General features: G+C 67.1%; 24 protein-coding genes. 6 read left to right on the top strand and 18 right to left on the bottom strand.

Translation table 11 applies throughout. From position 1 onward, the window contains the following. Positions 1–352 precede the first annotated feature (352 nt). A complete protein-coding gene (locus ABZX11_RS46870) occupies positions 353–907 on the bottom strand; it encodes a hypothetical protein (RefSeq protein WP_354925389.1) in 555 nt (184 codons plus the stop codon). Between the two features lie 369 nt (positions 908–1,276). Between ABZX11_RS46870 and ABZX11_RS46875 the strand changes: the two genes are divergently transcribed. Then, positions 1,277–1,912: a hypothetical protein gene (locus ABZX11_RS46875; protein ID WP_354925392.1), complete on the top strand. Its 636-nt coding sequence runs from the start codon at positions 1,277–1,279 to the stop codon at positions 1,910–1,912. A 517-nt stretch (positions 1,913–2,429) separates the two neighbouring features. On the opposite strand, the gene ABZX11_RS46880 is transcribed toward ABZX11_RS46875, so the two are convergent. The 12 genes from ABZX11_RS46880 to ABZX11_RS46935 all read right to left on the bottom strand — a co-directional run bounded on the left by ABZX11_RS46880 (position 2,430) and on the right by ABZX11_RS46935 (position 9,540). Continuing rightward, positions 2,430–2,945: an amino acid--tRNA ligase-related protein gene (locus ABZX11_RS46880; protein ID WP_354925395.1), complete on the bottom strand. Its 516-nt coding sequence runs from the start codon at positions 2,943–2,945 to the stop codon at positions 2,430–2,432. A 45-nt stretch (positions 2,946–2,990) separates the two neighbouring features. Then, positions 2,991–3,353, bottom strand: a complete 363-nt coding sequence (locus tag ABZX11_RS46885; RefSeq protein WP_354925398.1) for a hypothetical protein — start codon at positions 3,351–3,353, stop codon at positions 2,991–2,993. After that, positions 3,332–3,472, bottom strand: coding sequence for a hypothetical protein (locus ABZX11_RS46890; protein WP_354925401.1), 141 nt, complete (start codon positions 3,470–3,472; stop codon positions 3,332–3,334). The genes ABZX11_RS46885 and ABZX11_RS46890 overlap by 22 nt, the downstream gene beginning before the upstream one ends. A 165-nt stretch (positions 3,473–3,637) precedes the next feature. Beyond that, positions 3,638–3,973 carry a hypothetical protein gene (locus tag ABZX11_RS46895; RefSeq protein WP_354925404.1) on the bottom strand — a complete coding sequence of 112 codons (336 nt, stop codon included), beginning with the start codon at positions 3,971–3,973 and terminating at the stop codon, positions 3,638–3,640. Between the two features lie 312 nt (positions 3,974–4,285). Continuing rightward, a complete protein-coding gene (locus tag ABZX11_RS46900) occupies positions 4,286–4,510 on the bottom strand; it encodes a hypothetical protein (protein WP_354925407.1) in 225 nt (74 codons plus the stop codon). Positions 4,511–4,776: 266 nt separating this feature from the next. Next, on the bottom strand, positions 4,777–5,130 hold the full coding sequence (locus tag ABZX11_RS46905) for a hypothetical protein (protein WP_354925410.1): 354 nt from the start codon (positions 5,128–5,130) through the stop codon (positions 4,777–4,779). A gap of 61 nt (positions 5,131–5,191) precedes the next feature. After that, entirely contained in the window at positions 5,192–5,371 is a 180-nt protein-coding gene (locus ABZX11_RS46910) for a hypothetical protein (protein WP_354925413.1), read from the bottom strand. An 86-nt stretch (positions 5,372–5,457) separates the two neighbouring features. Continuing rightward, a complete protein-coding gene (locus tag ABZX11_RS46915; RefSeq protein WP_354925416.1) occupies positions 5,458–5,817 on the bottom strand; it encodes a hypothetical protein in 360 nt (119 codons plus the stop codon). Next, positions 5,814–6,251, bottom strand: a complete 438-nt coding sequence (locus ABZX11_RS46920; protein WP_354925419.1) for a hypothetical protein — start codon at positions 6,249–6,251, stop codon at positions 5,814–5,816. Before ABZX11_RS46920 ends, ABZX11_RS46915 begins: the two co-directional genes overlap by 4 nt. Before the next feature lie 50 nt (positions 6,252–6,301). After that, positions 6,302–7,381, bottom strand: coding sequence for a phage minor capsid protein (locus ABZX11_RS46925; protein WP_354925422.1), 1,080 nt, complete (start codon positions 7,379–7,381; stop codon positions 6,302–6,304). Continuing rightward, a complete protein-coding gene (locus ABZX11_RS46930; protein WP_354925425.1) occupies positions 7,378–8,328 on the bottom strand; it encodes a hypothetical protein in 951 nt (316 codons plus the stop codon). Before ABZX11_RS46930 ends, ABZX11_RS46925 begins: the two co-directional genes overlap by 4 nt. A 903-nt stretch (positions 8,329–9,231) precedes the next feature. Continuing rightward, a complete protein-coding gene (locus ABZX11_RS46935; RefSeq protein ID WP_354925428.1) occupies positions 9,232–9,540 on the bottom strand; it encodes a hypothetical protein in 309 nt (102 codons plus the stop codon). 2,462 nt (positions 9,541–12,002) lie between these two features. Here ABZX11_RS46935 and ABZX11_RS46940 point away from each other — a divergent pair. Further along, entirely contained in the window at positions 12,003–12,386 is a 384-nt protein-coding gene (locus ABZX11_RS46940) for a phage terminase small subunit P27 family (RefSeq protein ID WP_354925431.1), read from the top strand. A 202-nt stretch (positions 12,387–12,588) separates the two neighbouring features. Here the strand turns inward: ABZX11_RS46940 and ABZX11_RS46945 are convergent, their stop codons facing one another. The 3 genes from ABZX11_RS46945 to ABZX11_RS46955 all read right to left on the bottom strand — a co-directional run bounded on the left by ABZX11_RS46945 (position 12,589) and on the right by ABZX11_RS46955 (position 19,164). After that, positions 12,589–12,981, bottom strand: a complete 393-nt coding sequence (locus tag ABZX11_RS46945) for a hypothetical protein (protein WP_354925434.1) — start codon at positions 12,979–12,981, stop codon at positions 12,589–12,591. An 834-nt stretch (positions 12,982–13,815) separates the two neighbouring features. After that, positions 13,816–18,321, bottom strand: a complete 4,506-nt coding sequence (locus ABZX11_RS46950) for a hypothetical protein (RefSeq protein WP_354925437.1) — start codon at positions 18,319–18,321, stop codon at positions 13,816–13,818. Between the two features lie 168 nt (positions 18,322–18,489). Further along, entirely contained in the window at positions 18,490–19,164 is a 675-nt protein-coding gene (locus tag ABZX11_RS46955) for a DUF4190 domain-containing protein (protein ID WP_354925440.1), read from the bottom strand. A 484-nt stretch (positions 19,165–19,648) separates the two neighbouring features. Here ABZX11_RS46955 and ABZX11_RS46960 point away from each other — a divergent pair, with 484 nt between their 5' ends. From ABZX11_RS46960 to ABZX11_RS46970, 3 genes are all read left to right on the top strand, one after another. Continuing rightward, entirely contained in the window at positions 19,649–20,356 is a 708-nt protein-coding gene (locus tag ABZX11_RS46960; protein WP_354925443.1) for a hypothetical protein, read from the top strand. Between the two features lie 352 nt (positions 20,357–20,708). Continuing rightward, the gene (locus ABZX11_RS46965) at positions 20,709–21,365 is read left to right on the top strand and encodes a toll/interleukin-1 receptor domain-containing protein (RefSeq protein WP_354925446.1); all 657 of its coding nucleotides are present in this window, start codon (positions 20,709–20,711) and stop codon (positions 21,363–21,365) included. A gap of 77 nt (positions 21,366–21,442) precedes the next feature. Then, entirely contained in the window at positions 21,443–23,572 is a 2,130-nt protein-coding gene (locus tag ABZX11_RS46970; protein WP_354925449.1) for a tetratricopeptide repeat protein, read from the top strand. Between the two features lie 286 nt (positions 23,573–23,858). Here the strand turns inward: ABZX11_RS46970 and ABZX11_RS46975 are convergent, their stop codons facing one another. Then, positions 23,859–24,311: a hypothetical protein gene (locus tag ABZX11_RS46975; protein WP_354925452.1), complete on the bottom strand. Its 453-nt coding sequence runs from the start codon at positions 24,309–24,311 to the stop codon at positions 23,859–23,861. Positions 24,312–24,971: 660 nt separating this feature from the next. Here ABZX11_RS46975 and ABZX11_RS46980 point away from each other — a divergent pair. Beyond that, on the top strand, positions 24,972–25,283 hold the full coding sequence (locus tag ABZX11_RS46980; protein WP_354925455.1) for a hypothetical protein: 312 nt from the start codon (positions 24,972–24,974) through the stop codon (positions 25,281–25,283). Between the two features lie 414 nt (positions 25,284–25,697). Here the strand turns inward: ABZX11_RS46980 and ABZX11_RS46985 are convergent, their stop codons facing one another. Further along, positions 25,698–25,820 carry a hypothetical protein gene (locus ABZX11_RS46985; protein ID WP_354925458.1) on the bottom strand — a complete coding sequence of 41 codons (123 nt, stop codon included), beginning with the start codon at positions 25,818–25,820 and terminating at the stop codon, positions 25,698–25,700. Between the last annotated feature and the right edge of the window lie 99 nt (positions 25,821–25,919).

Here is a 25,919-nt window from a genome sequence, read left to right on the forward strand (position 1 = left end):
GTTAATATCCCCCCCGCCTTTACCCCCTTATCCCGCTTATACTTGGGGGTCCTATCCCCGGGGCTCGTCGTGGGGGGGGCCGGGGCCCCCCCCCCCCCCCCCCCGACGAAGGACATTTTACTTTTGAACGGCGTCGCCCACCGCATCTCGAAGTCGGGGTAGGAAGCTTCTGGAGCATGCCACCGGCTCGAGCCCTTCCCTGCTCGTCATAGTCGGTTGCAACCTCCGCTCCACGGCAGCGGTCCGGAGGTGGCCTCGGCGCCACCGTAGTACGGGTAGCACCCGCACTCCAGGCGAGCCGGCGGGGCCAAGCTCTGTCTCTCCGCTGAAGCCGGGACGACCCGGGTTCGGGTCAGCCGATGCCGAGTACGGCCTTCGCCGTGGTCCAATCGTCCAGCATTGCCGCCTGGGCTGCGGCAAGGGTGACCTGGTGGGCGCACACGGCCTTCTTGACCGCGTTCTCCACCGAGTCCTTGCTGTAGGAGTTCTCGTCCCCGGAGTGCGGCTCCGGCCAGAGGTTGCGCGGGTCCTTCGGTGCGCCACCTAGCTCGAGCGGGAGGAAGTGGTCCTCCTCGTAGTCGGACATGCTGGTGTCGGTGTAGCCGTAGTCGATGATGCCCTGCTTCTTCAGCCCGTTGGTGTAGGTGGTGGACGGGCGGATCGTGGCCGTCCAGCCGGACACGCAGATCGTCGATCCGATCGTGGACTGGGTGACATCCGAGTTCTTCGCCCCCGGCGTGCAGGCCGGGTCCGGCAGCGGCAGATACGCCTGCGAGCATGACGCCGCAGTAGACAGGGGCCCCACGCCGGTGCCGGCGGTAGCAGCGTAGACGGGGGCAGCGATCAGGCCGGCTGTGACGGTGACCGCGGCTGCGGTGAGGCAGACGCGACGTACGAGGCGGCTCATCCTGGTGGTCCTTTCGCAGAAAGACAGCGAATCTGCCGAGGGCTCGGCGTTCGGTGGTCATCACCATGCGCAGCATCCAGCGACGCCACGGTGACAGTGAAGAAGCCACCAGATGACGGCGCTACAGCGAAACCGTTCACCCCGCCGGGTTGCTGCCGCACCGTCCGGAACATCCCGACCTTTGGCGGGCCCAGCCGCCTGCGGGTAGGGCGTGGCGGTGAGCTCAACACCCACGGAGCCGGTAGAAGTTGAACAGCCGTCAGACCTCGTCCCACTCCAAGGCGGGGTCTCACTCCCCCACCGCAGTAGCTGACGCAGGAGATCTTCGTGTCCTCTTCCCGGTCCGGCACAGGCCGATGGGCTTTTGCCGTGCTCGCTGCCACGCTGGCCTTCGCCGGCTGCCACGCGTCCGACGCGGCGACCCCAGCCCCGACAACTACACCGAGGGCGGCATCGGGCGACCTGCTGGTCGGGGATTCCGCTGCGGCGATGCCCGGGCCGGGCACCTGCAAGCTGGGCAGCCGCGACGGCCAGCCGCTTCCCGATCCGCACTGCACTCCCGGCGCGGTGAACCCCGCGGTACGGCAGGACACCATCAAGGACACGATCTGCCGGACCGGGTGGACCAAGACCGTCCGTCCGCCGACGTCGAAAACCAGCGCGATGAAGGCCGCGTCCGCCCGCTCCTACGACCTGGCACCCGCCGACAAGGGCGAGTACGACCACCTGGTCAGCCTGGAACTCGGCGGCGCCCCGGACGACCCGCGCAACCTGTGGGTCGAACCCGGCAAGATCCCCAACCCGAAGGACGCGGTCGAGAACAAGCTGCACGCGGCCGTGTGCTCCGGCCTGATCCAGCTCGCCCCCGCCCAAAAAGCCATCGCCGCCAACTGGGTCACCGCCTTCGATGCCGTCGGCCTGCGCGTAGCGGGCGGCAAGGTGTGCCTGCGCGACAAACCCACCAGCTGCGTGACCAGTCACCGCGGCGACGAAGACGGCAACTGACTTCGCACGAGATTCGGCAGTGCGAACTGGCGCAGCCTCTCCGGCAGGACGGAGCTGATGGCCTCACGAAGTCGCGCGTCTGGCCAACCCGGTCGTGAGGTGTTGCTTCGATGCTCTCGGGGGTGCGATGTCTGGGGGCATCGACCAACTCGCGGCTCGACAAGCTTGACCAGCAGATCATCGGCAAGCGAATCGACACACTGGTCACTCACTGGCCGAGCTGACGCAGCGCCGATCCGAACTCAAGACCGCCGACGCTCCCACCCTCATCTACGTCCTGGAGCAGACGGGCGAGATGTAGGCCAAGGCGTTCGCCGTCGCCGACACGGACGCCCAGCGGCCTCTCCGCGAGGAAGGGTAGCAGCCCTGTGGGTGGCCCCCAACCGATTCCCGCTCGAAGAACCTCGCCCCTGCCCGCATCGACATCGCCTGAAGCCCTGAAGACCTGACCGATTGAGCGCGGCGGCCCCTGCCTCGCAGATCTCGGAGGTATGAAGAGTACGGCCGCGAACCTCGCTCAGACCTGTTTCAACGCCGCCGACGGTCTTCGAGACTTCGGCCTCCTCACCTTCGAGACCACGGGCTCCATGACCTCGTCGTGGCGCCGGTGAGGGTGAGCAGCAGCCGTTCCAGGCCGATGCACAGCCCGCCGGCCTCGGGCATGTGCCCGGCGAACACCGCCAGCCACTCCTCGTCCCAGCGCCGCGGCCTCCGAGGACAGGATCCGGTCCCCGTCCGGGGCGAGCCGGGCTTGCAGCTCGGCGGCGTCGGCGAGCTCGGTGTAGGCGGTCGCGATCTCGCGGCCGCCGATGACCAGGTCCCACTTCTGCGCCAGCCGGTCATCGTGGCCACAGGCCTTCGCCAGCGGGGACGGCCCGGCCGGGAAGTCGGTGTAGAAGGTCGGCCCGATGGTGACGGTCTCGACGAGGTGGTCGTAGAGCTCCAGAAGGATCTCCTCGGCGTCCGCGCCAGCCCGCACCGGGACACCGTGCTGCGAGAACCAGAGCGCGGTGCGCCGCCGCCGCGGTGGCACCAGGTCACCATGATGCCTCCCCCGTTCCCGCCGCGCCGCCTATGCTCAGGGCACTCCCATGGCAGACGCCAGCTTCCCGAGGTCGTCGCGCAGGCCGAGCACAGCGTCGTCGCCGATGCAGCCGATGGAGAACTCGACGTAGAGGTCACCGTCTTCCGGGATGTCCACCTCGAAATCGAGGTCGTCCGGGCCGTAGCGCTGGAGGTACTGCCCCGGGTCCATCCCGGCCGCCTGCCGCAGCCGCGCCTCGACGGCCCCCGCCTCGCCTTCCGGCAGCGTCCGGCTCTCAAGCTTCAGGTGCAGGTCGGCGGCGTCCGGGTCGGGGCCGAGGATCAGATCGTTGATGCGGTCGCAGGGCCACTCGGTGAAGTCGCGGGTGACGCCGGTCAGCGGCGCGAAGCCGGACAAGCGGCCGGCAGCTCCCGGATCGTCACCGATGTCGGCGCGGCCGGGAACGGCCCGCGGTCCAGGGACCGGTCGGACAGCTGCAGGCCGAACCAGCTGCCGAGGACCAGCCAGAGCCCCAAGGCGAACGCGAGCAGGCCGCCGCCGACACCCAGCCGGGGCGAGTAGTCCTTGGCTTAGGTGGCCGGGTCGACGCCGTAGCCGGCCTCGATGTCCGGCAGCTTCTCGCGCAACGCGGCGACGAAGGCGTCCGCGGCCCGGTGGTCACGCCAGCGGGCGCGGACCCGTCAGCGTGCGGTGCCGACCTCCACGACCTCGCGGTCGAAGTCGCCGGACGGCCGGAGGGCGACGATCAACCCGATCAGCAAGGACGTCGGCAGCCAGAAGGCCAGCCAGAACGGCTTGGCCGACACGGCGCCACGCCGGAAGTCGGTGATGGCGGCGTACGGGACGCCGGCACTGCCGAAGGCGATGGCGTCCGGACCGAAGCGGGCCTCGGCGGGCCAGGACCGCCCCAGCAGCCACGCGACCACTGCGACCAGGACGTCGCAGACCACGCCGGTCCAGAAGAACGGCCGTTCCGGCGCCACGGTGATGCCGTAGCCATGCCACCCCGCGAACACCAGTGCGACGGCAACGACGACCCAAGTCCACCGGCGGGCGCGGGACAGGGGCAGGCCGCGGATTTCCGAAATTCGGCACAGCGTAAGGACGCCGGCCGGCGTCGGGTGCGGCAAAAGTGCCCTCCTGCTTGGGGGTCCCGACCCAGCCGGAAGGCGCAACCGAGCGGTTTCTAGCCCAGTGGCGCCGGCACGAAGGTCACGGCGGTGGACGCCGAACTCATACGGCGAGCACCCCGGTCAGGTTGGCCAGGCCGATGAACGTGGAGATCCGCTCGGGCTTGATCCCGGCCGCCTGCGCGAGCGCTTCCGCGGTCATGTTGTTCGCTGTCGTCCGCGCGTTGTCGAGCATCTGCTGTGCCTGCTGGAGAACGGCCTCGGGCTTGACTCGCCGTCACCGTCGGACGGCTTCCCGCCGAACAGCTCGGCGATCTTGTCGCCGATGGACTTTTCCCGCCGGGAGAGGCGTTCGTTGATGATGCGGTCCACGTCGGCCTGCGTGAAGGTCTTCGCGGGCGGCGGGCCGGGCTTCAGCGGCATGGCCGGCTGGCCGTCCTGCGGCGGCGTGCCCTGCGTCGCGGCGGCAGGCTGCGTGCCCGCGGGCGTGCCGTTCTACTGCTGGCCGTCGCCGGGCTGCGCCCCGGCCGGGTCAGTGGTGGCGATGCTGGCCTGGCCGCCGTCGGCGGGGCCGTTCGTGGGGGAAGGCTGCGTCATGCCGATGAGGGTCGAGCGGCCGTGTCACCACATAGGACGGCCGGCCCCACCTCGCGGGACGCGAGGCGGGGCCGTCGATCGGTGCGTTGCGATCAAGAGGGCAGGCGGAGCACGGCGGCGGTCATCTGCGTCGCGCTGTCCCAGTTCAGGTACACGCTGCCGTCGGCCTGCCGGTACTCCGGCCCGAACGGGCCCGCGACGAACGTCTTGCCCGCGGGCACGACGACCTGGCGGGAGGTGACGGCGAGGCCGTCCGGCGCGGCGGCCGGGTTGACGGGGATGGTGCACGTGTGGCTGGCAGCGTCGGCGTTGTTGATGACGACGACCTCGCGGCCGTCGGTCGGGAACGAGTTGCCGTTCGGCGACGCGGCGGCGTCGACGGCGCTGAGGACGAGCTCGGCGCCGACGCGGGTGAGCGCCTGCGGGGTGAGTGCGGTGCGGGCCATGGCGGGTGTGTCCTCCTAGGACGGTGAGGTAGCTACTCCCGCCGAGGGTCGCGCCACGCTGTCACTCGGTGAGCGCGGCGCGGACGATGCAGTCCTTGGCCTCCAGTAGCTTCCGCAATCCTGCGGTCTTCTCCGGGCCGTCCGGGACGTTGTCGGCGATGTGCTCGGCCAGCTCGCCGAACGGACGGGAGTGCTCCTGAGGCGTGGGCGACAAGTGCGTGAAGCGGAGGTGCTTGAGCATGGCCTCAGTCGCGGGGTGACGCGGCGGGCGGTCCTCGGTAAGATTCGACATGCTTACAGCTTCGCCTGCCGTGTCACTCGACTGACTTAACCCGTCGCCTTAGCCCCCTGCCTTCCCATAATGAAGACCGTAACCAGCGCAACCAAGTCTACAGTGCCGAGAATTGTCCCGCTAACTTCATGATCATTCATGATCAGCAGGACAGAAGCGGCGAGAAATAACACCGCAAGGACAAACGCGAAGATCATGCCCACCCATGCCTGAAAGGCATCTTGCCTGTCGGACCACATTATATGACGAGCCTTGGCCGAAACCTTCGGATCCTTATGAGGTGGAACAACGACACGAGCCGACCCGGTCGCCAGAGGGGCCGCTTCAGTCTGCATCGACTCCTTAAGGGCGCGCACAAATGTCGGCACGTCCGTCGGCTCATCCGCAACACTCACTTTTTCTTCTCCTCCTCGGAGAACTTTTCCGCGTGACGCGTGAGCTCAAAGGGAGAGTTCTCAGAAAACATTATTCCGGAATTTCCCTTGACGTGAATTTCGTAAGTCACCCACTCGTTGTCAGCATCAAGAAATCGAACTTCGTAGTCCGAGGGCAACCTTAAAGCTGCAAGTGAATCCTTTGGCGACCGCAAGGGGAAATCGAATAGCTCCGGCGGTGGACTCTGAGCCCATTTTACTTTTCCAGCAGCGACATCCTGCAGTAAATCTCCAATATTATGGTACTCGTGGCGCCCTTCGTTCTCGTCACCGAATTTTTCGTAGACCCGCTTGTCAATCTCATCTTCAGATTTGATTCGCGATCTGCGATAGGTCACGCCAGAGAGGTCAAGGACGCGGCCGACACCCGACCAGAAGCCAGCAAGTGACGCCACCCGGACACCTCCTCCGATCGACCATGCCGTCACACGAGCAATCTAGCTCGTTACGCGGTTGAGTCTACGAGACGCTCTCGATCGCGGCGCCGGTTCTGATCTGTTGCCTCGACCTGCTGGCGGATCCCGGCGGAGTTCGCGCGGATGTCGGCACGCAGCTTCCGGGCGGTCGGGGTGTCGCCGAGCTCGGCGGTCGCGGCCTCGCGGCGCTTGAGCTCCCGCGCGCGGCGTTCGAGGCGGCGCAGCTCCTGCTGTGGCTTGTAGCCCTCGGGGTTCGACTCGGCTGGCCGGACGATGGTGAGGCCAGGGACGTACGGATCGGCGCGGTGGGTGCAGTTCGGGTGCCAGAGCCCGGCGGCCCGGGCGGCGGCGACGGTCGCGCCGACCCGATGCCCGTCGAGCTCCTGCCCGACCGACGTGCCGCCGATGGACAGCAACCGGCCTTCCCACGGCCGGCAGAGCTTGCACTCGCGCGGGCTGTCCGAGATCTTCACGACGTCGCGGCCCTCGGCGACCATCTGGTCGAGCTGGCCCTGTACGACGGCCTGGCCGGCGACAGTCCGGCCGGCCATGCGCGCGTAGGTGTCGAGGTGCCACTCGCGGCCGGCGGCGTCCGGGAACCGGTCCTTGCCCTGGGCGAGCAGGCGGTCGACGACCTGGGCGACGGCGTCGCGGCGCACGATCGTGCCGGTCTGCATGAGCAGTTCGGCGTCAGGCACGGCGCGCTGGTAGAGGTCTTCGTGCGCGCGGATCACGGGCAGGTGGGCGCCGGTGAGCTGGCCGACGAACCGGCGGGCGAGGGTGTCGACGAGCTCGGGCCGGGACTGGAGCGGGCGGCCGAGGGTGTCGGCGACGCGCTGGCCGATGGTGTACGCCTCGGCGAGCGCTTGCTCGGCGAGGTCGGGCGCGGTGATGGCGAGGCGGCTGGTGATGGCGCGGAGTTCGTCGCGGAGGCCGAGGACTTCGCGGGCCCTGCGTTCGGCCCAGCCGTCTTCGGTGATACCGCGGGCGAGGTGCCGCGCCACGGTGATGATCATGCGCTCGGCGGCGACATCCCAGACGTCGAGAAGGATCTTGAGCGTCGCGGCGCCGTCGGCCGGGCTCGCGCCGAGCGGGACCGCGGCGGTCACTGCGGCGGCTCGCCGCTACCGGGCGGCTGCTGCTGGCCGGGACCGGACGGGCCGAACGGCTCGCCGCCGGTGAGCGGGTCCGGCGCGGCCGGCTTCTCGGCCTTGATCCGCTTGACCTCTTCGTCGACGTCGCGCTGTTCCCACTCCGGGTGCGCCATCTTGACCTTGATCTCGGTGGAGATGGCCTCGGCCTGGGCAAGCAGGTTGATCGTCTCGGCTGCTTCCTTGGGGTCGGCCTGGTCGACCGGCCACTCCAGCGCCGGCCGCTCTGCGGGCTTCGGGCCGCTGAACACGACGGCGTTGATCAGCATCAGGGTTTCCGCCGCCCGCCGGGTCGCGGGCTTCCAGTACTGCCGCTTTCGGCCCTGCGTGCTGTTCGACCGGCGCTCTCGGCGGGACATCGCGGTCCCGGAGAGCTGGCCCTCGACGTGGCGGCCGAACGTCTGCGGCGCATACCCGGCGCGGGAGACGATGTTGTCGACCAACTCGTTCGCGGTGTCAGCGTGCTCCTGCACCCGCAGGGCGAACTGGGCGACGGTGATCGGGGACGGCTTGCCGGCGTCGTCGCCCGGCATCCCGGGCAGCGGGGTGAACGCCTCGGCGTCGAGGTCGAACGCCTTCTCGTTGCCGCCGGGCCGGAACTTGTTGAAGAACTGCCGGGCGAGGCCGCCGTTGGACGCGCCGACCGGTTCCAGCATTTCCTGCGCGGCCAGGATGCGGCCCTTGCCGAGGCGGATGTCGCGGATCCACGAGTCCCAGACTTCGTCGAGCGCGTCGAGGTCGGTCTCCAGCCCCTGAAGGTCGGAGCGGCCATGCGGGGTGTGCACTAGCGGCTGGGGCAGGTCGTTCGGGACGTAGTCCACGAGCAGCTGGTCGCCGCGAATGGGCTTCGTGTCGACGGGTACACCGTCGAGCCCCTGCGTGACCACGTGCTCGGTGAGCGGCACCAGATTTCCAACGTTGTTCTCGCTGCCGAGCCACAGCTCGTGCCGGATCTGGCCGGGCTCGTGGTGTTCCAGTCAGCGCAAGGTGTTTGTGCGGGTCGTCGTTGAGCACGGTCACGAACGTGACCTCGGCGAGCCGGCCGAAGCGAAACGCCGGGATTGCGTCGGAGTCCCAAACCATCGTCAAGATCGGCCGGTCGGACAGCTGCTGGGCCCACAGCGGGCGGAGGTAGACGCCGCCGAGGGCGGCCGCCGTCTCGGCGCCCTCGAAGAGAGTGTTGGCCCAGCCGATGTCGTCCGCCAGGGATTCCCAGGCGTCGGTGACCTTGGTGGCGTCGTCGCCCCAGTCGAGCCGCGGCGAGTCACCGAAGATCAGCTCCGCGGAGGTGCGGGCAATGTCGGCGGCCAGCGGCATGTGCATCTGCCGGGTCTCGCCCTTGCCGTGCTTGTTCGCGTGCCGGAACCAGTAGCCGCCCGGGGCGGTGTGCTGGGCGATCGAGCGGAGTTGTGCAGGTCGCCGGACCACCACGCCTGCCAGCGAGCCCGGCGGTCGCCGGCCACCACAGCACCAGCACCGCACCCGCGGTCAGCACCACGATCACGGCAGCGGTAAGCCACATCGTCCTCGGCGATAGCTCCCGCAGGCGGGGCCGTGGCGCCCGCGCCACAGACGGTGGCGGAACGGAGACACCAGGACTCGAGGGCGGGGGCGTGACGTCGTCGGTCATGTTCACCTACGTCGTCAGGGCAGGCCAGGTCGTTGCAAACCGTCTTGGTGCCGTGACCGCTGCTATCTGCACGTCGAGCCCCGTCACCGTCGCTGCGATATCCGATGGTCTAGCCCGCGCGGCACCAGGTTCAGTTCAAGAGCCAGCTCATCTGGGACGCAGCTTTCCCCGCGGCGGGTCATGGGGCGTGGGCGGTCGTCACCACGCAGATGGGGTCAAGACCAGCGACGTCGTACTCGTCGTCATTGTCCAGGTCGCAGCCGACCAAATCCACCCGTTCGTGCCGGGGGACGGCGTAGATCGCGATCGGCGAGCTGGCATTGGTGTAGTGCGGGCAGACCGCGGCGGTCAGCCGCGCACACCGCAGCGAGCAGACGGCACCGCCGTACATCTCCACCATCGTGCTGATTTGCTCGACCGGTGCCAGCACGTACACGATGTCTGTCCGTGGCGTTCCGCACAATTGACACAGGTCCTCGGTGCGCATGCGTCCAGCTCGGTGGCTGTCGAACTTCCACGGATCCCAGCCGCCACCACGTGTGCCCGGTCCGCTGGCGGCCAGCCACGGTTGCGGGCGCGACCGCGGACGCTGCGGCAGCGGAGCACCGGTGTGGTCGAGGTCGGCGGTGCACTGCGTCCGCGGTCGAGGCCACCGCCCCTCCCCTGCGTTGTCACCAGGGACTTCTACGCGGTTCAGAGCCCGCAGCTGCACGTCCGCCGTCAGTGTTCTCCCCGCCCTCCGTGCCCGCGGCCGGTCGACGCCACGACCGAGGCGTAGGTTAGCCGAGCTGACATCGGCACCGGCGGCGTGGCCGTACGAATCTGTGACCTGCTGTGTTTGGCCTTCAGGACCGATCCGACAACTTGCCGCGACCAACAGAGCATCAGTGGTGGTGTTCATCCTGTGGCTACGTGCCTCTTGACGGCGCCCAAGGCGGTGGGGCTGGCGCTGGGTATCGACGAGACTTGGCCGATGTCTTCGGGTGTCCTGGTTCACCGGTTTCCCCCGCAGCGGTTTCACCGCTGCAAGTGTCGGCAGGCAGACTCCGTGAAATTTCGGTCGAAATGTCCAACCCACTGAGGCGCCAGCAGCCGGTCGCAGACAAGAGAAGCCCGAGCTTGCGAAGAACGCGAAGGTGGCAGCTTTCTCCGTGGGCGGGGCGCCGATCCTGCTCCCGCACGATCCTTGTGGCAATGCGCTCCGGCAGCACCGCCTCGTTCCAGGTGTCGGCCCACCGCCGCCGGGTGAAGGTCGTTATACAGGCCGACGGCGACCAGACCTCCGACCTTGGGTCTTGATGGCCGAGGCGCTCGGCTGGCCGGCAGGCTCGTCGGCGTCCCGCGGCTCGCCGACCCAGGCGGCCGGGAAATCACGATCAACGGCACCGAGGACCGCGCCCGCGACCTCTGCGGCACCAACAGCCGAGCTTCACCGTCACCGAGAAGGCCGAGAGCTGGCTCCGCTGGCCCCAGGGCGACGGGGTCGTCTCTGCGCCGGTCCGCGTCGCCGTCGAGGAGGCCACCGCCCACCAGACGTTCCCGATGGACCCCCGTGGCAGGCCTGGTGCTCCCTGCCCGGGCGGGTCTCACCTTCGCCGGAATGACCCCGGGATGGACGTTCACGCCCGGTCCACGCAGAGGTTACCCGGCCGCCCCTGGATCGGAGAACCGTTGCAGCCCGTCACCGTGTCGGCGACAGACCGCGTGCTTGCCAGGGCGCTGGTCGTCATCCTGACAGTTTCGAGCATCCAGCCGATCTCACGCCGGCCTCGCCCGGCCCTGGTATGGTCACAGCCCGCTGAACCGGCCGCCCCGGCCCTGTGAGCCCGGTGCCGCCGAGCGTGCCGCCTGCGGGCGCAGGACCGGACCCCGGCCGCCCGTTCAAGACCCGGCCCCCGCGTGCGGCCCGGCCCGACCTGACGCGCTCGACCGGTGGATAACGCAGGCGGCGGCCGCGCTGGAATACGCTGGAGAAGCATCGATCACCGACCGGGACGCACTGCGGCTCATCATCACGGCAGAGTCCTCCGGGGACGCCTGCGTGGTGAACACGGGGGACGCCAACGCCCGGCGCGGCACGCCGTCCATCGGGCTCGTGCAGACAATCCGGCCGACTTTCGACCGGTGGGCATTGCCTGGGTATGGCGATATCCGGGACCCGGTAGACAACATCGTCCGCTGGGGTTCGCTACGCCCGTGGCCGATATGGCTCGGAAACTAATACCCCCGGCGTCCTGTCTCACAGAAACAACCGGCAATACATAGGGAACTAATTGTGCACGATCCTTCGATCCTCTACCAACTTTAGAATCGTGTACTTATATCTTGAGAACGGTTTCGCAGGCCGACCACTCTCCGGGCGAAGCGCCCATCGTCGTCCGGTACTGTCTGCGAGAACAAGTTTATCCACGTGCAAGCCAGCAATAGCCCCGCTGGGCGAAAACCGTCTCACAAGATGAGTGGCTTCGAACTTTTCAACCTTCGGCTTGACGGTCTCTCCAGGCGCGACCAGTCCAATTTTCCAAACTCGCCTAAGCCGGTAGACGCTGGGCAGTTCGGCACTACTCTGCTCCCCTAAGTAAACACTGTAGTGCACTCGAACCTGACGCACCGGAAGCTTACTGACATTGCTTACGTGGAGTTCATACACGGCGTTGCATTCCTTTTCGCCGCGTTTGGGAAAGGTGTCGTATAAAAGTTGCGCCGAGCCCCACGCGGCGACTTCGTCGACTTGCCTTCGCTGGTGACGGCGGCGGTCACGCGCGTATACGGCAGCGGCCACGACGAGCGAGCCAGCAGAGGCCCACGACGGCACATTGCCCCAGTCCAGACCTTTCAGCCAATCAACTATTCCCAAGATCGCCTCCGGATGCAGTGGGTTCGAATCCTAGCTCTGCCCTAGCCCGCAGCCGGCGTGACGTGTGCACCACACAGAGGGAGACCCTCGCCATGTCACACGCGAAGCCGCCGGAGGATCATTCCGGCAACCCGCGCCCTGCGGCCGGGACCTCTCCCGCGCCCGTGGTGCATTCGGGCCGTGCGCCGCGCGTACCGGCGAAACTCGGCGACATCGGACGTGAGGTGTGGCGCGCGGTGTGGGCGGCCGGAGACGGCGCGTACCACCCGGCGATCGACCGGTTCGTCGTCGAACGGTACTGCGAGCTGCACGATCGCCGCGCGGCAATGCTGCGCGAAGTGGACATCGACGGCTTGACGACAGAGGGCAGAACGGGACAGTCCGTGGTGCGTCCGGCACTGCGCCACGCCGAGTCCGCAGAGAAGGAAATGCTCGCCATAGAAACAGCTCTCGGGCTCACGCCAGGGCTGGGATAATTCGGCGTGGCGCGGTCGGTCATGCCCCACAGGTCACAGTACGTGATCGGGATGATACAGACACCGCCGACAGCTGTCGATCACGAACTTGTTCACTACCCGAGCACATTTCCTACCGGCCAGGCAACCCGGCCAGGTATTTTATTTCTCTAAGTAGGGAATTCTCTAATCTGCGCAGGCTTCCTTGGCTGACGGAATCTCGCTACATGAGGCGCTTGTACTTCTGAACCGAAAGCTCAAGTAGTAACACCAAGAGTCCGATCTTGTTGATACTCTCAAGAAAAACACTTGAACACCGGTTCGGACTCGGGTCCATTCTAATGACCTGATTGACTATATCGACGGCGTATCCCTGCAGCCTTCCGAAAGCTGCGACTGCGACTTCGTGGCCGGGTCCCGGTATGAACAGAAGCTGAAGGGCGTCAACTTCACTATGCATACTCGCCAACGTTGTACTGAGGCTTCTTTGAGCCTTGCGCCTGTCAACAATTCTATTTTTCCGAGCTTCGAGATACGGCTTCGCCGTGTACTCGATCAGCATCGTCACCACGGCCGCAGTACCACCACTGACCAGGGTCGTCTCCACAAGGCTCATCGCCGCAGTCCAGGAGCTGTCCTGTAGTCATCGGAGCCAGAACACGATGGCGGCGATGGTGAGTTCGGCCTGGTAGTACGCGGCGCGTTTGGCGTAGCGAGGGTGGCCAGGTCACGGAACTGTTTTGAGTCCGTTGAAGCAGCGTTGGACCACGTTGCGCTGCTTGTAGACCTCGGCATCGAAGGCCGGCGGCCGCCCGCCGCGTGAGCCTTTTGGCCGCGCGGCGGGCGATCTGGTCATCGCGCTCCGGGCTAACGAAAGTGATCCACCGGTCCCGCATCGCCTGGCGGGTAAAAGAGTGCGGATACGCCTTGTCCGCGATCACCGTCTCTGGCAGGCAGCGAGGCCGGCCTGATCCCGGGCGGGCGACGCTGATGCCATCCAGCAGCGGCAGCAGCTGCGGGGTGTCTCCCGCTTGGCCAGGCGTGAGCAGGATTCACACTGGCAGGCCTCACCCTTCGACGGCGAGGGGGATCTTGGTGCTTATCCCGCCGCGGGACCGGCCGAATCCTTCCTCCTCACAGGCGAGGGCTTCGATCGCGTCGCTGCATCCCCCTTTTCCGGGCACCCGCAGCATGCTGGTACGCCCGGACCACGCTCGAGTCCAACCGAGATGATCCATTCCAAGCCGCCGACGGCGTCGTCTTTGACGATCACCCGACGATGAAGGGCTGCGGGCCGGTGGCAAGAAATATCCACTCCGCCCCTTCCCGGTGGCGGTCCGCACGCTTACCGATACAGTCCGAATTAACGAGCAGCTGCTCCAAGCCGGACTTCTCACGTAACCTGCCCCTCGACGCGATGCCGGGCGTTACCTGTGCATGTCGCTCCACGTCAGCTTGGGGCCGCCCTCGTGATCGTCAGGACATACGGCAGGGTTCGTCGCCCAGACTCTTCGAAGATCTCGTCTGCCTGACTGAGCAGGGTCCCCAACAAGGGCTCAGGGCCGACGAGCTTTCTTGCGTTGACCTTCGGGTTGCGGTCCTTCGCGCTCCACAGGTCGATGGGATACCAGCCGACGATGTACACGCCCGCGTCAGTCTTTTCGGCTGGCAGATATCGATTGGCGAGCTGATCGCGTTGAGCCGTTGACACCGCAGCATGCCAGGAACCCTTGATCTCCACTGGGACGCTGACTACTTCGGCAGCGTCGAGTTCGCCCTCAAATGCGATCGCCTGCACGAGAAGGTCCGGTCGTTCACCTGAGTCACCCGCATCGGTGGGCTTGACGACGACCTCGCGATTGATCACCACAGCTCGGCGAGCGAGCCGGATCGTCAACTCGTGAGCAAGGTAAGCGGCGAGAGTTCCCTCGAGCTTGGGGCGCCATACCAGCGGACGGCGCGCCCAACTCGGAGCATCGACAGGCTTCGGCTCACGTTCGCAGTCCCACAACAGGTTCGAGTGAGTCGGCAGGTCACGTTCGATCTCGATCAGTACTTCGATGAGCAGTTCCGCCAGTTGCAGCGGGGTCCGGACCACCCGTCGTCCCGGATCGGCCAGCAACTCGACCACCTTTTGCGGCTTCAGCAGGACGGTCGCTCGCGCCTGCGCTTGGCGTCGGGCTGATACCAGTGCGGCTTGAAGGCGGAGGTCGTTCGGGAAGCTGTTCACGAGACTTCGTATGCCCAGGACTGATTCCTGGGTGCCACGCCTCGACAGTACGTTGAGCATCGCGTTGCGCCAGTCGTGGACTGACCTTTCGGGAGGAACCCAGCCTTCGCGGAAGACGTCGGTCTCCGGTGGGCACACGTCGGCCAACCACCGCCACGCTTCCACAAGTTCGCGGTCGGGCAGTGACTCGGCGACCTCATTGAGGCGGTATGTCTGAGCGCTCGCGAATGCGAGGTCCTTCGAGAACGCCGGCGAGGCGGTCAAGGCCTGATGTATCCGAGACCAGAAACGTTCCGGGTCGGAGAGCAGGAGAAGACGCCCTGCTGCGGCCGCCCACAGGGCATGGTCCTCGGTCATTTCGTGATCAAGTGCGTCTTCCGCCTGTTTCAGGGCGGCATCGTTGCCGGCGAGAAGGGGCTCGTGCAGCAAGGTGGCCCACGTGTTGGCTGCACTGCGTCTGGCTTCGAGTGTGTCAGGAACTGTGAACGGACTGCCGGAGTCATCGGAGCCGTCCAGCGCGGCGCGCAGGTCGCGGGCGAGTTCGACGAGGGCGGGATGCACGGTGGCCGGCACCGATGACATGATCTCAGCTAGCGCCCAGGGCGCTTCCCCGCGCGCAAGCGAACCACGAACCAGTGTGCGGATCGCGGCGACTAGCTCCGTTGCCGCATGGGTCCCGACTCGGGACATCAGATCGCGGATAAGCGAAGAGTCTCTGGTCGTCGCGGCGCGATGTGCTTTGTCCAGTACTGCGCCGACCCATGCTGCCCACCTGTCCGATCTGTCGTCGAGGCTGCCGTTGTCGTGGAGAACGACGAGCGCGGCGTAGCCGGCTTCGGCGCGGTAGTCTCTGGTCTGTGTACCTAGCCACTCGTCTCGGTGGTCGTTCTCGGCATCCAAGAACTGACGCGCGGCGACGCTGAACGCGGCGATGAATTCTTCGGGTGCCCACAGGGAAGCACCGGGCAGGACTCGTGGATCATCGGAGTCGAGGGCATCGAACTGTCCGGTCGCGACATCGGCTCGCAGATCACGCGTGAGGCGCCAGAAGGCATTGGCGTCTCCGGCCATGGCCGACTGCAGTCGGTCGCGCTGCCGGCTGGCGAACGCGTCCGCGTGCTCCCACGGTTTCTCCTTCGGAGCGTTGCGACGCATCGCATCTGCGAGTGTGCTGTCGAGCGGGACGCCGTCGAACGCCCAGGCGAAGTGTTCACCTTCCGGTGTGCCGCGCCGGACGTAGGCCAGCTCAAAAGTTGAGGGGTTGTAGAGGTCAGCGACGCTGGCAGCGACCAGCCCCACGGCGTCTGCCTGCTTGTGCTCGCCGCTGCTGCGCAGGTTGTCGACTCGCGCGAGCAACCAGGCGAAGTCACTGTCGTCGAGCAAGTGCGTCCGGTCGCCGCGTCGAAGTCCTTGCGGAGCAGCCCGTCCGTGGCGAGCGGACTTCCATTCCCATAGGACCAGGTGCGCGTGGTATCGATCGAATTCGGCGACCTCGGCAGTGAGCGCCAGGATCACCGCCTCAGCGAATGAACGCCTGACATCGATGCTGAATGTCGTGACTTTCCCGCTCTCATCGATAAGATCGGCTCCCAGCGGTACCGGCACCCTGGCCGACGCCAGAAGCAGCCGAGACACCTGCCGCGCGAGTACCGGCAGGTATTCCCCGACGTTCGGGGACACCGTGATGCGATCAAAGATCGGCGCGAGCACATCGTCCAATGTCGGGCTGCGCGAGAGATCTGGGCTGAAGTTGGTCAGCTCGGACGTGTCGGAACCAGCAGGGGGTGCCAGAAGTTGATCAACGAGGCGGGTGCCATGGGTCAGCAAGGCCGAAAGATCGGATTCAGCGACATCTCCGGGCAGACGCCACAGATGCCATCGGTACATGCCGATCACCGAACCCGCGCGCACAGGGCGAAGATGCGGTAGCACATCGGCAAGGTCAAGATGGTCGGGCCACAGTTCGGAGAGGATTGTCCCGACAAGTTCTTCGCTGTCATCGTCGGCGTCAGTTTCAGGAGCGAGCGAGGCCAGCAGGCTCCGCAGCCGAGGAGCCGCCATCCTCGGATTGGTCGCCATCGACGCCTTAATTGCGCGATTACGGAGTGCTGGAGCGAGTTTCGAGGCCTCGGCAACCTCCAAAAGTAGTTCGGCGACCTCCCCAACATCGCCGTCGAGAGCAAAGCGGACCGCCAGGCTTGCCGCAGCGAAGTCCTGCCACTCCTCGGAACCCGTGGTCAGTACGCTAGACAGCACGGCGGTCAGCTGCCCTGCTAATCCTGGGTGCGCCAGTCTCCACCAGGTCCGGTGCCATGACCCCTCACTGAGCTCGACCTCCCCCGCGCGGCGCAGAAGCCCGCCCACCATCGCAGCACGTGTCGCGAGATCGGTGATATACGCGCCGTGCGAGATCAGGCCTTCGGGATCGGCTGTAGCCAGCCAGAGATGTTCCCCGGGGGCGTGAGCGAGCATCCACGCCGCAGTCTCCCGCAGGTGTATCGGGATGCTGGCGGTTTCCTCATCGGGTGCTGCGACGAGGAACACGCCAGTTATTCCCCGCTGTACGTCGGGGTCGGCGCCGGAGCGGGCGGTCAGGTACCGGGCGGCTAGGAACGCAGCGAACGACGAGTGGGCGAACGCGACGCGATTCTTGCCGCTGCGGGAGAACAGCGCCGTTCTGAGGGTCTCCCCTACCGCCGGCGGTGACACCTCGAAGGAGCCAGCCGCTGTCTCGCGGCCGCGCGCCAGCATCCCTTCGGTGATGTCCTCCGGTCCAGCTTGAGCGGCTTCGCCACACCAGATTGTGCGCTGGCCACACAGCAGCATGCGGGTAGCGATCCGTCCTGCGATCACCAGCCGCTCTTCGACTGTGGTGGTAGCGAACGGTTTGATGGCCCGTCCGCGGTCGTGCTCGTCAACCAGCTGCGTGACCCCCGTTTCGAACAGCTCCCGGGGTGTCCTGCTCAGAGCGTCCGCCTCCTGCCGGAACGCCGCGAGCAAGACCTTCAGAGTCAGGGGTGTGTTGGCAAGCGTTCCGACACCAGCCCGGACGACGGCGTCGACAAACGCTGTTGCGTCCACGTCAGTGCTGGCGGCAAGCGTGGCGACGTCGTCGCGAGTGAGCGGCGCCAGATCAGCGACGACGCACGCGCCGAGTGCTTGCTCCAGCACTCGAGTCAGGCCTTCGGGATAGTCCGCGGTCCGGCAAGCGATGAGGAACCGCAGTGCACGGGTGTCCTTGTCATTAAATGCGCGTTTCAATCGCGCCGGCAACCGGAATAAGTTCGCCGCTTCATCGAGTTGATCGAGGACAATGGTCAGCGTCGCAGTCAGCGGTTCCGCGGCTCCGGCCGGCGGCAGCGCCGCGAGGTGTTCGCCCAAGACTTCGTTGAAAGAGGTGCTATCACCGAGTTCCGAACCGTTGATCCATACCGTGCCGGGATATCCCGGTTCGGGCTCCGCGGCGCTGCGGTCGGCATCGGTCAACCGGGCGAAGGTGGTCGTCTTGCCGGCTCCAGGTTCCCCGAGCAGGACCAGGGCGCCTCGTTCGACAACGGCGTCCTCGGGGCGCACCATTCCCGCCCCCATCCGGAGCGGCTCATCGGCGGTGGGATCCGGCAGGAACCCTTCGTCGTCCAGTTCGAACGGCGGGTCGTCCTGGTCCTCTCCGCTGCGGACGCGCAGCCAACGGCGTACGGGTTCGGCGAATTCGAGGTCTCCGGCCATGCCCATCCTTTAGTCCATGCTGGTGACCGATTGCCCAGCATGAAGCTGTATCCGACCAGCGGAAGGAGCCGAGCTAGCTCCCCGCCGTGATGCATGTCGGTCATCATCTACTCGGTGAAGTCTTGTGCCGAGCGCTGGCCGGCCACACAGCGGCGTGCAACTCGAGATTCAGGGCTGGTAGGTGCAGATAGCGCCGATGCTGTTGTGCTGCTCGACGACGACCTTGCCGTCGACAGTGATCTTGCAGGTGTTGTCCTTGCTGCCCATCTTGAACTCGACCGGGGTGGCGCTGACCGAAGTGAACACCAGATCGTCCATCGTCAGGGTCTGGCTCCACGTCTTGCCCTTCTCCAGGACCTCCTGGGAGTTCGCACTGAACCCGCTCCCCCACTGAAGATTGGACTTCGCCGCCGTCGTGACCTCGAGGACGACGGTGTGCTTGGCCGACGCGGCCGCGGTCGGGGCTGCCGCGGCGGGCTGGGACCCGGCGTCCGCGACGGCAGCCGGCGCGGCTGCCGTCGGCAGGTTGTTCGCGGCGTCGTTGACGGCCTTGCCGAAGGCCGCCGTCCAGAGGACGCAGATAACCAGCCCGATCGCCGACAGCACCACGGCGGCGATGGCCAGCCCCTTGTTGCTCGCCTGGCCCCGGTTGGCGCGCAGCGTCCCGACGATGCCGAAGATCAGCCCGAGGATCGTCAGCGGCCACGCGATGACCCCGATGATCGGGATGAACGCGAAGATCAGCCCGACCAGGCCGAGGACGAAGCCGGCGGTGCCGAGGCCGTTTTTGTACTGGTTCGGAACCGGCATCGGCGCCGACGGCGGCATGGGGGCGTAAGACACGGGGCTGCCTCTTTCAGTCCAGCGGCGACGCAACCGAACGCGTCACGCTCTGTGGCATTCGTCGACATCCGCATCCCGCGCGTAACAGTGCCCGAAAACCGCTTCCGGTCACGAAAAGGACTCAGCCGACGATGTTCACGATCATTTCCGCTGGTGACCGCAGTGAGCGACTGCCTCACCACCGTTACCCAGGGTAAGAAATTGAAACTTCAAGTTCACCCGTTCGGAGCAAGTGGGATGTGGGACGACGTCGTCCCGAGCTGAGCTACGACATAAGCACTCCACTGTCACTGGCTGGCGGCAAACCTGCGAGACGACGCCCCACCCTCACGTCCGGAAGTGCGGAACGTGTGCGTCGGGAGCGCCGCGGGCTAGATGACGCGTTGACTGCGCTGATCGGATGAACCGCTCGGAGCGCGCCGTCATGACCCAACGGCCGCGACATCCGTCCAGCGTGATCCCACCGCACCCGCCCTCGCGTTGCATGACCGCTCCGCCCGCAGGCACGGCCGACCTGCTGGCGCAGTGGATCAACAGCAAGAAGCCGACAACCACTACCCGCTCCAACCACGGCACTGGCTTGCGCTTCGCAGTTGAACTGGTCGCGGGCCACGGCCGGGTCATCGCCGCCTACTTCGACGCCGGCACCTCACGCCGCGTCCCATGGCACCGGCGACCACAGGCTGCCCAGCTCATGACCGAGACCTCCAGCCCGGAGTCCGCAATCGATGCGATTGTGATCGGCGAATACGAACGCGCCTTCACCGGCACCCAGTTAGCCACCCTCTATACTTGCTGCAACCGCCACGGTATTCAGCTCCGGCTCCCCGAGACAAGCGGCCCGGTCGATATGAACGATCGCGATCATCGGGCACTGGTGTCCCTGCTGGCCACCCAGTCACAGCGGGAGATTCTGCGCGCCCGCCATCGGGTGCTGGCGGCGATGCACAATCAGGCCACGCAGCAAGGCCGCTACCTCGGCGGGCGACCGCCCTACGGCTACCAGTTCGTCGACGCCGGCCCGCACCCCAACGCCGCCGACGCCCGCTGGGGCCGACCGCTCCAGCGCCTCGCCCCCGATACCCGAACCGCGCCGCACGTAGCCTGGATCTTCCGGCAACGCCTGGCCGGGCACAGCGTCGCCAGCATCGCCCGACACCTAAATGAGCGTGGTGTGCCCTGCCCATCGTAGGCGGTGGCACCGGTCAGGTCCGGTGCCTCGAGCTGCTGGGCGGGTATCCGGCACGTCGTTGTCGACCGACAGTAAGGCTGGCCTGCAGCAGCACGGCGAACTTCGACAGGACAGATAGTTTGACGCGAACTTCCGACGATCGCGTCAAACTATCTGACCTTTTCATCGAGGTCCTCGCTGGGGGCCGGGCTGTCCTCGAGGCCTCGAAGCCGCATGAAGATAGCCGTCAGCTGTTGGTCAGATAGTGGACAGTTCCTACCCGCTGAGGTTGCTAAGCGGCGATGCATGTGTGGTAGGGCATCCTGATGACCGGCAGCCGGCCAACACAGGACAGGTACGGATGGGAGCCGCCGTGGGCGGGGTGTTCATCAACTACCGCGGCGACGACAGCCGCGCTATGGGCGAGCTACTCGACCGCGATCTCGCCGCGACGTTCGGCCGGGAACAGGTATTCCTGGACTGCTACTCCATCCCGCCAGGTGCCGACTTCGTCCGAGAACTGATGACACGAGTCCGATGCTGCAGGGTTCTGCTGGTTGTGATCGACCGCGACTGGCTAACCGTCACCACTCCTGCTGGCGGTCGACGGATCGACGACCCCGCCGACTGGATCCGCAGCGAGATCGTCGAGGCATTCGCCGCCGGAGTCCGAGTGATACCAGTGCTGGTCGACGACACGGACACGCCCACCGAGGAGCAGCTGCCCGCCGACCTGCAGGCACTCGCGCGCTGCCAGGCCGTGACCGTGCGCCGGCGTCATACCCGCTTCGACGTCAGCACCTTGATCCACCAGCTGTGCGAAGTCGAGCCCACACTCGCCCGGGCGGCCTCAAGCGCGCCGAGCACCCAGAACACGACGATCACTGACGCTCCCGGGCCGCGCGGCGTGAACGTCACCGGCGGCGTGCACGGCATCGGAGCAGGAATCACGATCGGTGCGGCCACCGGCGACCACCTCACCATCGGCACACCACCGCCTTCTGCGCAGCAGCCGCACAACCCTCGCTAGCCGACGCGGACCACGGGCACACCACGTCGGCGCCCGACCCGCCCCACCCCGACACCACCCCGGATGCCGGCACCGCGGTGACCGCGAGCATCCACGGTGACCTCGTCGCCACCGATCACGGTGCCGCCGTCGGTGTGGTGCACGGCAACCTGAACCTGCACCCGCTACCACCGCTACCCGCACCACCCATTCCGCAGCAGCTGCCCGCCGCACCGGGACTGTTCACCGGCCGGACCACGGAACTGGCCCGCCTGGACCGCGCACTGACCTCTGCACCGCAGGGGCAGCGCGCGACGGTGCTGGTCTCGGCGATCGGCGGTGCCGGGGGCATCGGCAAGACCTGGCTCGCCCTGGCGTGGGCATACCGGCATCTGGAGCGGTTTCCCGACGGGCAGCTGTTCGTCGACCTGCACGGCTTCAGCCCGACCGGCGAACCGGTGCAGCCGGCGGTGGCGGTGCGCGGGTTCCTCGACGCCCTGGGCGTCGAGGCGAACCGCATCCCCATCGACCTCGATGCCCAGGCCTCGCTCTACCGCAGCCTGGTGGCAGGGCGGCGGATGCTCATCGTGCTGGACAACGCCGCCACCAGCGACCAGGTCGCCCCCCTGCTGCCCGGCTCGCCAAGCTGCACGGTACTGGTCACCAGCCGGCACCGGCTGGCTTCGCTGATCGACCGGCACGCCGCCCGCCACCTGCCCCTGGGCGTCCTGTCCCCCGAGGAGGCCCGCGGCCTGCTGGCCGCCCGCCTGGGCGCCGGCCGCGTCGCCGCCGAGCCCGAGGCGGTGGACGAGCTGATCGGGCTGTGCGGGGGCCACCCGCTGGCGTTGTCGATCACCGCGCGCACCGCTGGCACCCGCCCCGACACTGCGTTGGCCGAGGCCGCCGCCGAACTGCGCGACCTCGGATTGGAGGCGCTCGACCACGACACCGACCCGGCCGCCAGCCTGCCCACGGTGCTGTCCTGGTCCCTGCGCTACCTCACCGACACTCAGCGCACCGTGTTCGCGTTGCTGGGCATCGCTCCCGGTCCCGACACCACCCCGTCCACCACTGCCGCCCTCGCCGGCCTGCCCGGCCGCCTCGCCCGCCGGGCGCTGAGCGGGCTGGAGAACGCCTCCCTGCTGGAGCGGCGGCCGGGGGGCCGCTACGCGATGCACGACCTAGTCCGCCGCTACGCCACGGACACTGCCGACACCACCCTGCCCGAGGAAATGCGGGAAGCGGCCCTGACCCGGGTGGGGGACTTCCACCTGCACACCGCCCACGCCGCCGCCCGCCTCCTGAACCCCCACCGCCCGACCCTGTCGCCCGAGCCACCCGCGCCCGGCGTGCACCCGCACCCGCTGCCCGACACCGCCGCAGCGATGGCCTGGATGGACGCCGAGCACGCCACGCTGCTGGCCACCCAGCGCACCGCCGCCACCCTCGGCCACCACCACACCGTCTGGCACCTGGCCTGGAACCTCAACACCTTCCACAACCGGCGGGGACATCGGCACGACGCGGTGACCACGTGGCAGGCCGCACTGGACGCCGCCGACCACCTCCCCGACCCCACTACCCGCAGCCGCACCCACCGGCACCTCGGCCATGCCTGCTCCTCGCTGGGCTTGCACGAACAGTCCATCACCCACCTGGAACAGGCCCTGGACCTGGCCCTGCGCCACCACGACCCCACCGAACAGGCCCTCACCCACCAGGCACTCGCACTCGCCTGGGAACAGCGGGGGGACGACCGGCAGGCCCTGGAGCACGCCCACCGCGCCCTCGACCTCTTCCGCGCCCTCGACCAGCCGGTGGGAGAAGCCGACGCACTCAACTTGGTCGGCTGGTACGCCGCGCGCCTGGGCCGGTTCGACACCGCCCGCGAGCACTGCCAGACCGCCCTCACCCTGACCCAACGCCACCACGATCCCGCCGGCGAGGCGTCCACCCTGGACAGCCTGGGCTACATCGCCCACCACACCGGCGACCACCACCAGGCCCTCGACCACTACCACCACGCTCTCACCCTGCTCCGTCGCCTCGGCGACGCCTACCTGGTCGCGGACACCCTCGATAGCGTGGGCCATCCCCACGCCGCCCTCGGCCAGTACGAGCAGGCCCGCACGGTGTGGCGTGAGGCGCTGGAGCTGTACCGGGACCAACGCCGCGACGCCGACGCCGAGCGCGTCCAACACCAACTCAACGACCTCGACCACACCTGAACCACGACGCTCCCTACCAGGCAGTTACCGGACAGCGGAGCATCGTCGGCAGAGTGATCCACAGCCATGTCGGCGATGACGTCGAAGACGTTGCGGCCGATGGTGTCGCGGGTGCGGCCGATGACGGCGAGCGGGCCGGGCGGCGCGGTGCGGACGTAGGTGAGCCACCGGACGATGGACGCGATGGTCTTGCCGGACCGGATCGAGCCTTCCCGGATGTTCAGGCGCGCGTTGGCGTCAAGGATGCTGTCCTGCCGCTTGACGGACAGGAACGCGCGGGTGTCGGTCACCCGGCGCCGTCCGGCTCGGTGCCCGCCGCGGCCTGGTGGTCCCGGCGCGCCGCTGCGAGCGACTGCTCGAACTGCTCGAGCAGGCCGGACGCCTGGCCTGCGCCGGCGGTCTCCGCGTCGAGACGCGCGAGGTTCACGGCCTGCTGCGCGGCGGTATCGATCGCGCCCATGGTGGCCCGCCAGTCGGAAGGGCCCGCGTCCAGAACGGTCTGCTTGACCTCCTCGGCGACCATGTCGACCTTGACCACGTGCAGGTGGACGACCTCACCAAAGAGGCGACGCCGTAGCTCGGCGATGTCGTCGATCAGGCCGGATTGCAGCTCGATCCGGCGCTTCGCGAGGTCGGCGGCCCAGGCGGCGGTGGCGGCCTCGGTTTGCTCGCGGCGGTCTTCCCAGGCGTCGGCGAGGTCGTAGTCGGTGGCGACCCGGTACACCGTGGAGACGGGCACGCCGAACTCGCGCGCGATGGCGCGCTGTGTCGGGGTGGGGTCCGATGGATCGCCTCGGCGATCGCGTCGCGGACCTCGGGCACAGCGAAGGGCCGGGCACGGAGTCAAGCTGACTCCCGAGTGTCACCTCTGTCGGTGCCGGATGTAGTCGTGACCAGCCCTTATGATCGACGCGGAAGGTATGCCACGCCTTTTCGGTTGAATAGAGCCGGAGGCACGCGACAGGGACTTCGACATGGCGTATTGTGGCGACATCCCAGCAGTTCCCAGAACCCAACGCCATCAGGAGGTAACCCTCTGCGGCCCCGCACATCCTGCCTCAGGCAGATTTTCCCAGCTCAGAGGCTTACAGGCGCGGAGCGCGCTACAGATGCGAAGCACACGAGGCTTGCTTCGCAGTCTCACGCGGGATCCACGCAAACACCGAATCTCATAAACTCAAGTTCGCAAATTATTAGATCCGCGGATTACAGGAATTCCGCAATTAGAATGCAGGATGTACACGATCTACAGGATCTGACGGGTGGATACACTCACTACTCGTAGACACGGTGAGCGAAGACTCAACCGAACGCAAAGCGCCCGACTTGCGGGAACAAGCCGGGCGCGATCGAAACAAACCCCACCGATGCGCTTGAACATGGAAGGAAGTTCGTTCCGATGAGTAAGAGTACAGGCCAAAACGGCAGACGTCACGGCGACGACAGTGGGCGTTCCCGCTGGTCAAGAGCCTGCCTTCACGCAGCGGAGATCATCTCGCGTCACTTCGGGACCGCCAAGGAGGCGAGCTCCGGGCGCCTGTCAGACCGGGTCGTCGACCGGCTGGCCGACCCCGGGGCGGGCGAACGTCTGCTCCGACTGACGCGGTGGCTCGTCGGCGGCGCGGTGCTGATCGCGATGGTCGGCGGCGCGGTGCTGATCGTCCACCCGGACGTGCTGACGTCGTTCGCTAGCTCAACGGCCAACAGGTAGGGGGTTTCCGGTTGCCGGAAACCCCCTACCTGTTGGCGGTTTCCCGTTACCGGTCGGTAGCAACCCTCTTGGAGGGCGCGAAAAGGTGCCCTATTACCGGCCAGTAGCTATCCGCGAATAGCGGTAGGCGGGCTGGCGCGCCAAGGAAGTTGGAGCGCGCGCCGGCCCGCCGGCTCGACCGCTACCGGGGCCGATAGCGGTCCGCGGGCGGTTCGAGGCCATCCTTGCAGCAACTGCACAGCCTTCCTGGTCGTGCTGGTGTCGACCGGCGCGCTGGAGATCGTCCACAGCAGTTCGGCGACGGAGACGCTGGCGGTCTTGTCCATGGTCGTGAGGAAGCGGGCCAGGTTCGGGGCCCACATGCCGTGAAGGGTCGCGACGGGCTGGTTCAGGTCCTTGCCGACAAGAACGAGTTCAGGGCCGGTGTCGTTGGCCTCCTGGAAGGGGGAGGGCGGCAGCGGTGGTGCGCCACTCCTCGGCGTGCTTGGCGACGCGGCGGCGGGTCTGCAGGTCGCGTTCGTCGCGAGATGTGGGCATGGTGTTCTCCCTGGCGGCGGGGGGGGGGGGGGGGGGGCCCCCCCCCCCCCCCCCCCCCCCCCCCCACAAAAACAAAATAATATAAAAAGAAAACTGGTG

The organism is Amycolatopsis sp. NPDC004169 (assembly GCF_040610315.1).
GTDB lineage: Bacteria > Actinomycetota > Actinomycetes > Mycobacteriales > Pseudonocardiaceae > Amycolatopsis.

What these genes read in the sequence shown, in the direction of transcription:
- ABZX11_RS46870 (WP_354925389.1), bottom strand. Translation starts at nt 907, where the DNA reads ATGAGCCGCCTCGTACGTCGCGTCTGCCTCACCGCAGCCGCGGTCACC.
- ABZX11_RS46900 (WP_354925407.1), bottom strand. Translation starts at nt 4,510, where the DNA reads ATGCCGCTGAAGCCCGGCCCGCCGCCCGCGAAGACCTTCACGCAGGCC.
- ABZX11_RS46905 (WP_354925410.1), bottom strand. Translation starts at nt 5,130, where the DNA reads ATGGCCCGCACCGCACTCACCCCGCAGGCGCTCACCCGCGTCGGCGCC.
- ABZX11_RS46910 (WP_354925413.1), bottom strand. Translation starts at nt 5,371, where the DNA reads ATGCTCAAGCACCTCCGCTTCACGCACTTGTCGCCCACGCCTCAGGAG.
- ABZX11_RS46935 (WP_354925428.1), bottom strand. Translation starts at nt 9,540, where the DNA reads ATGCGCACCGAGGACCTGTGTCAATTGTGCGGAACGCCACGGACAGAC.
- ABZX11_RS46940 (WP_354925431.1), top strand. Translation starts at nt 12,003, where the DNA reads ATGTCACACGCGAAGCCGCCGGAGGATCATTCCGGCAACCCGCGCCCT.
- ABZX11_RS46945 (WP_354925434.1), bottom strand. Translation starts at nt 12,981, where the DNA reads ATGAGCCTTGTGGAGACGACCCTGGTCAGTGGTGGTACTGCGGCCGTG.
- ABZX11_RS46950 (WP_354925437.1), bottom strand. Translation starts at nt 18,321, where the DNA reads ATGGCCGGAGACCTCGAATTCGCCGAACCCGTACGCCGTTGGCTGCGC.
- ABZX11_RS46960 (WP_354925443.1), top strand. Translation starts at nt 19,649, where the DNA reads ATGACCGCTCCGCCCGCAGGCACGGCCGACCTGCTGGCGCAGTGGATC.
- ABZX11_RS46980 (WP_354925455.1), top strand. Translation starts at nt 24,972, where the DNA reads ATGAGTAAGAGTACAGGCCAAAACGGCAGACGTCACGGCGACGACAGT.
- ABZX11_RS46985 (WP_354925458.1), bottom strand. Translation starts at nt 25,820, where the DNA reads ATGCCCACATCTCGCGACGAACGCGACCTGCAGACCCGCCGCCGCGTC.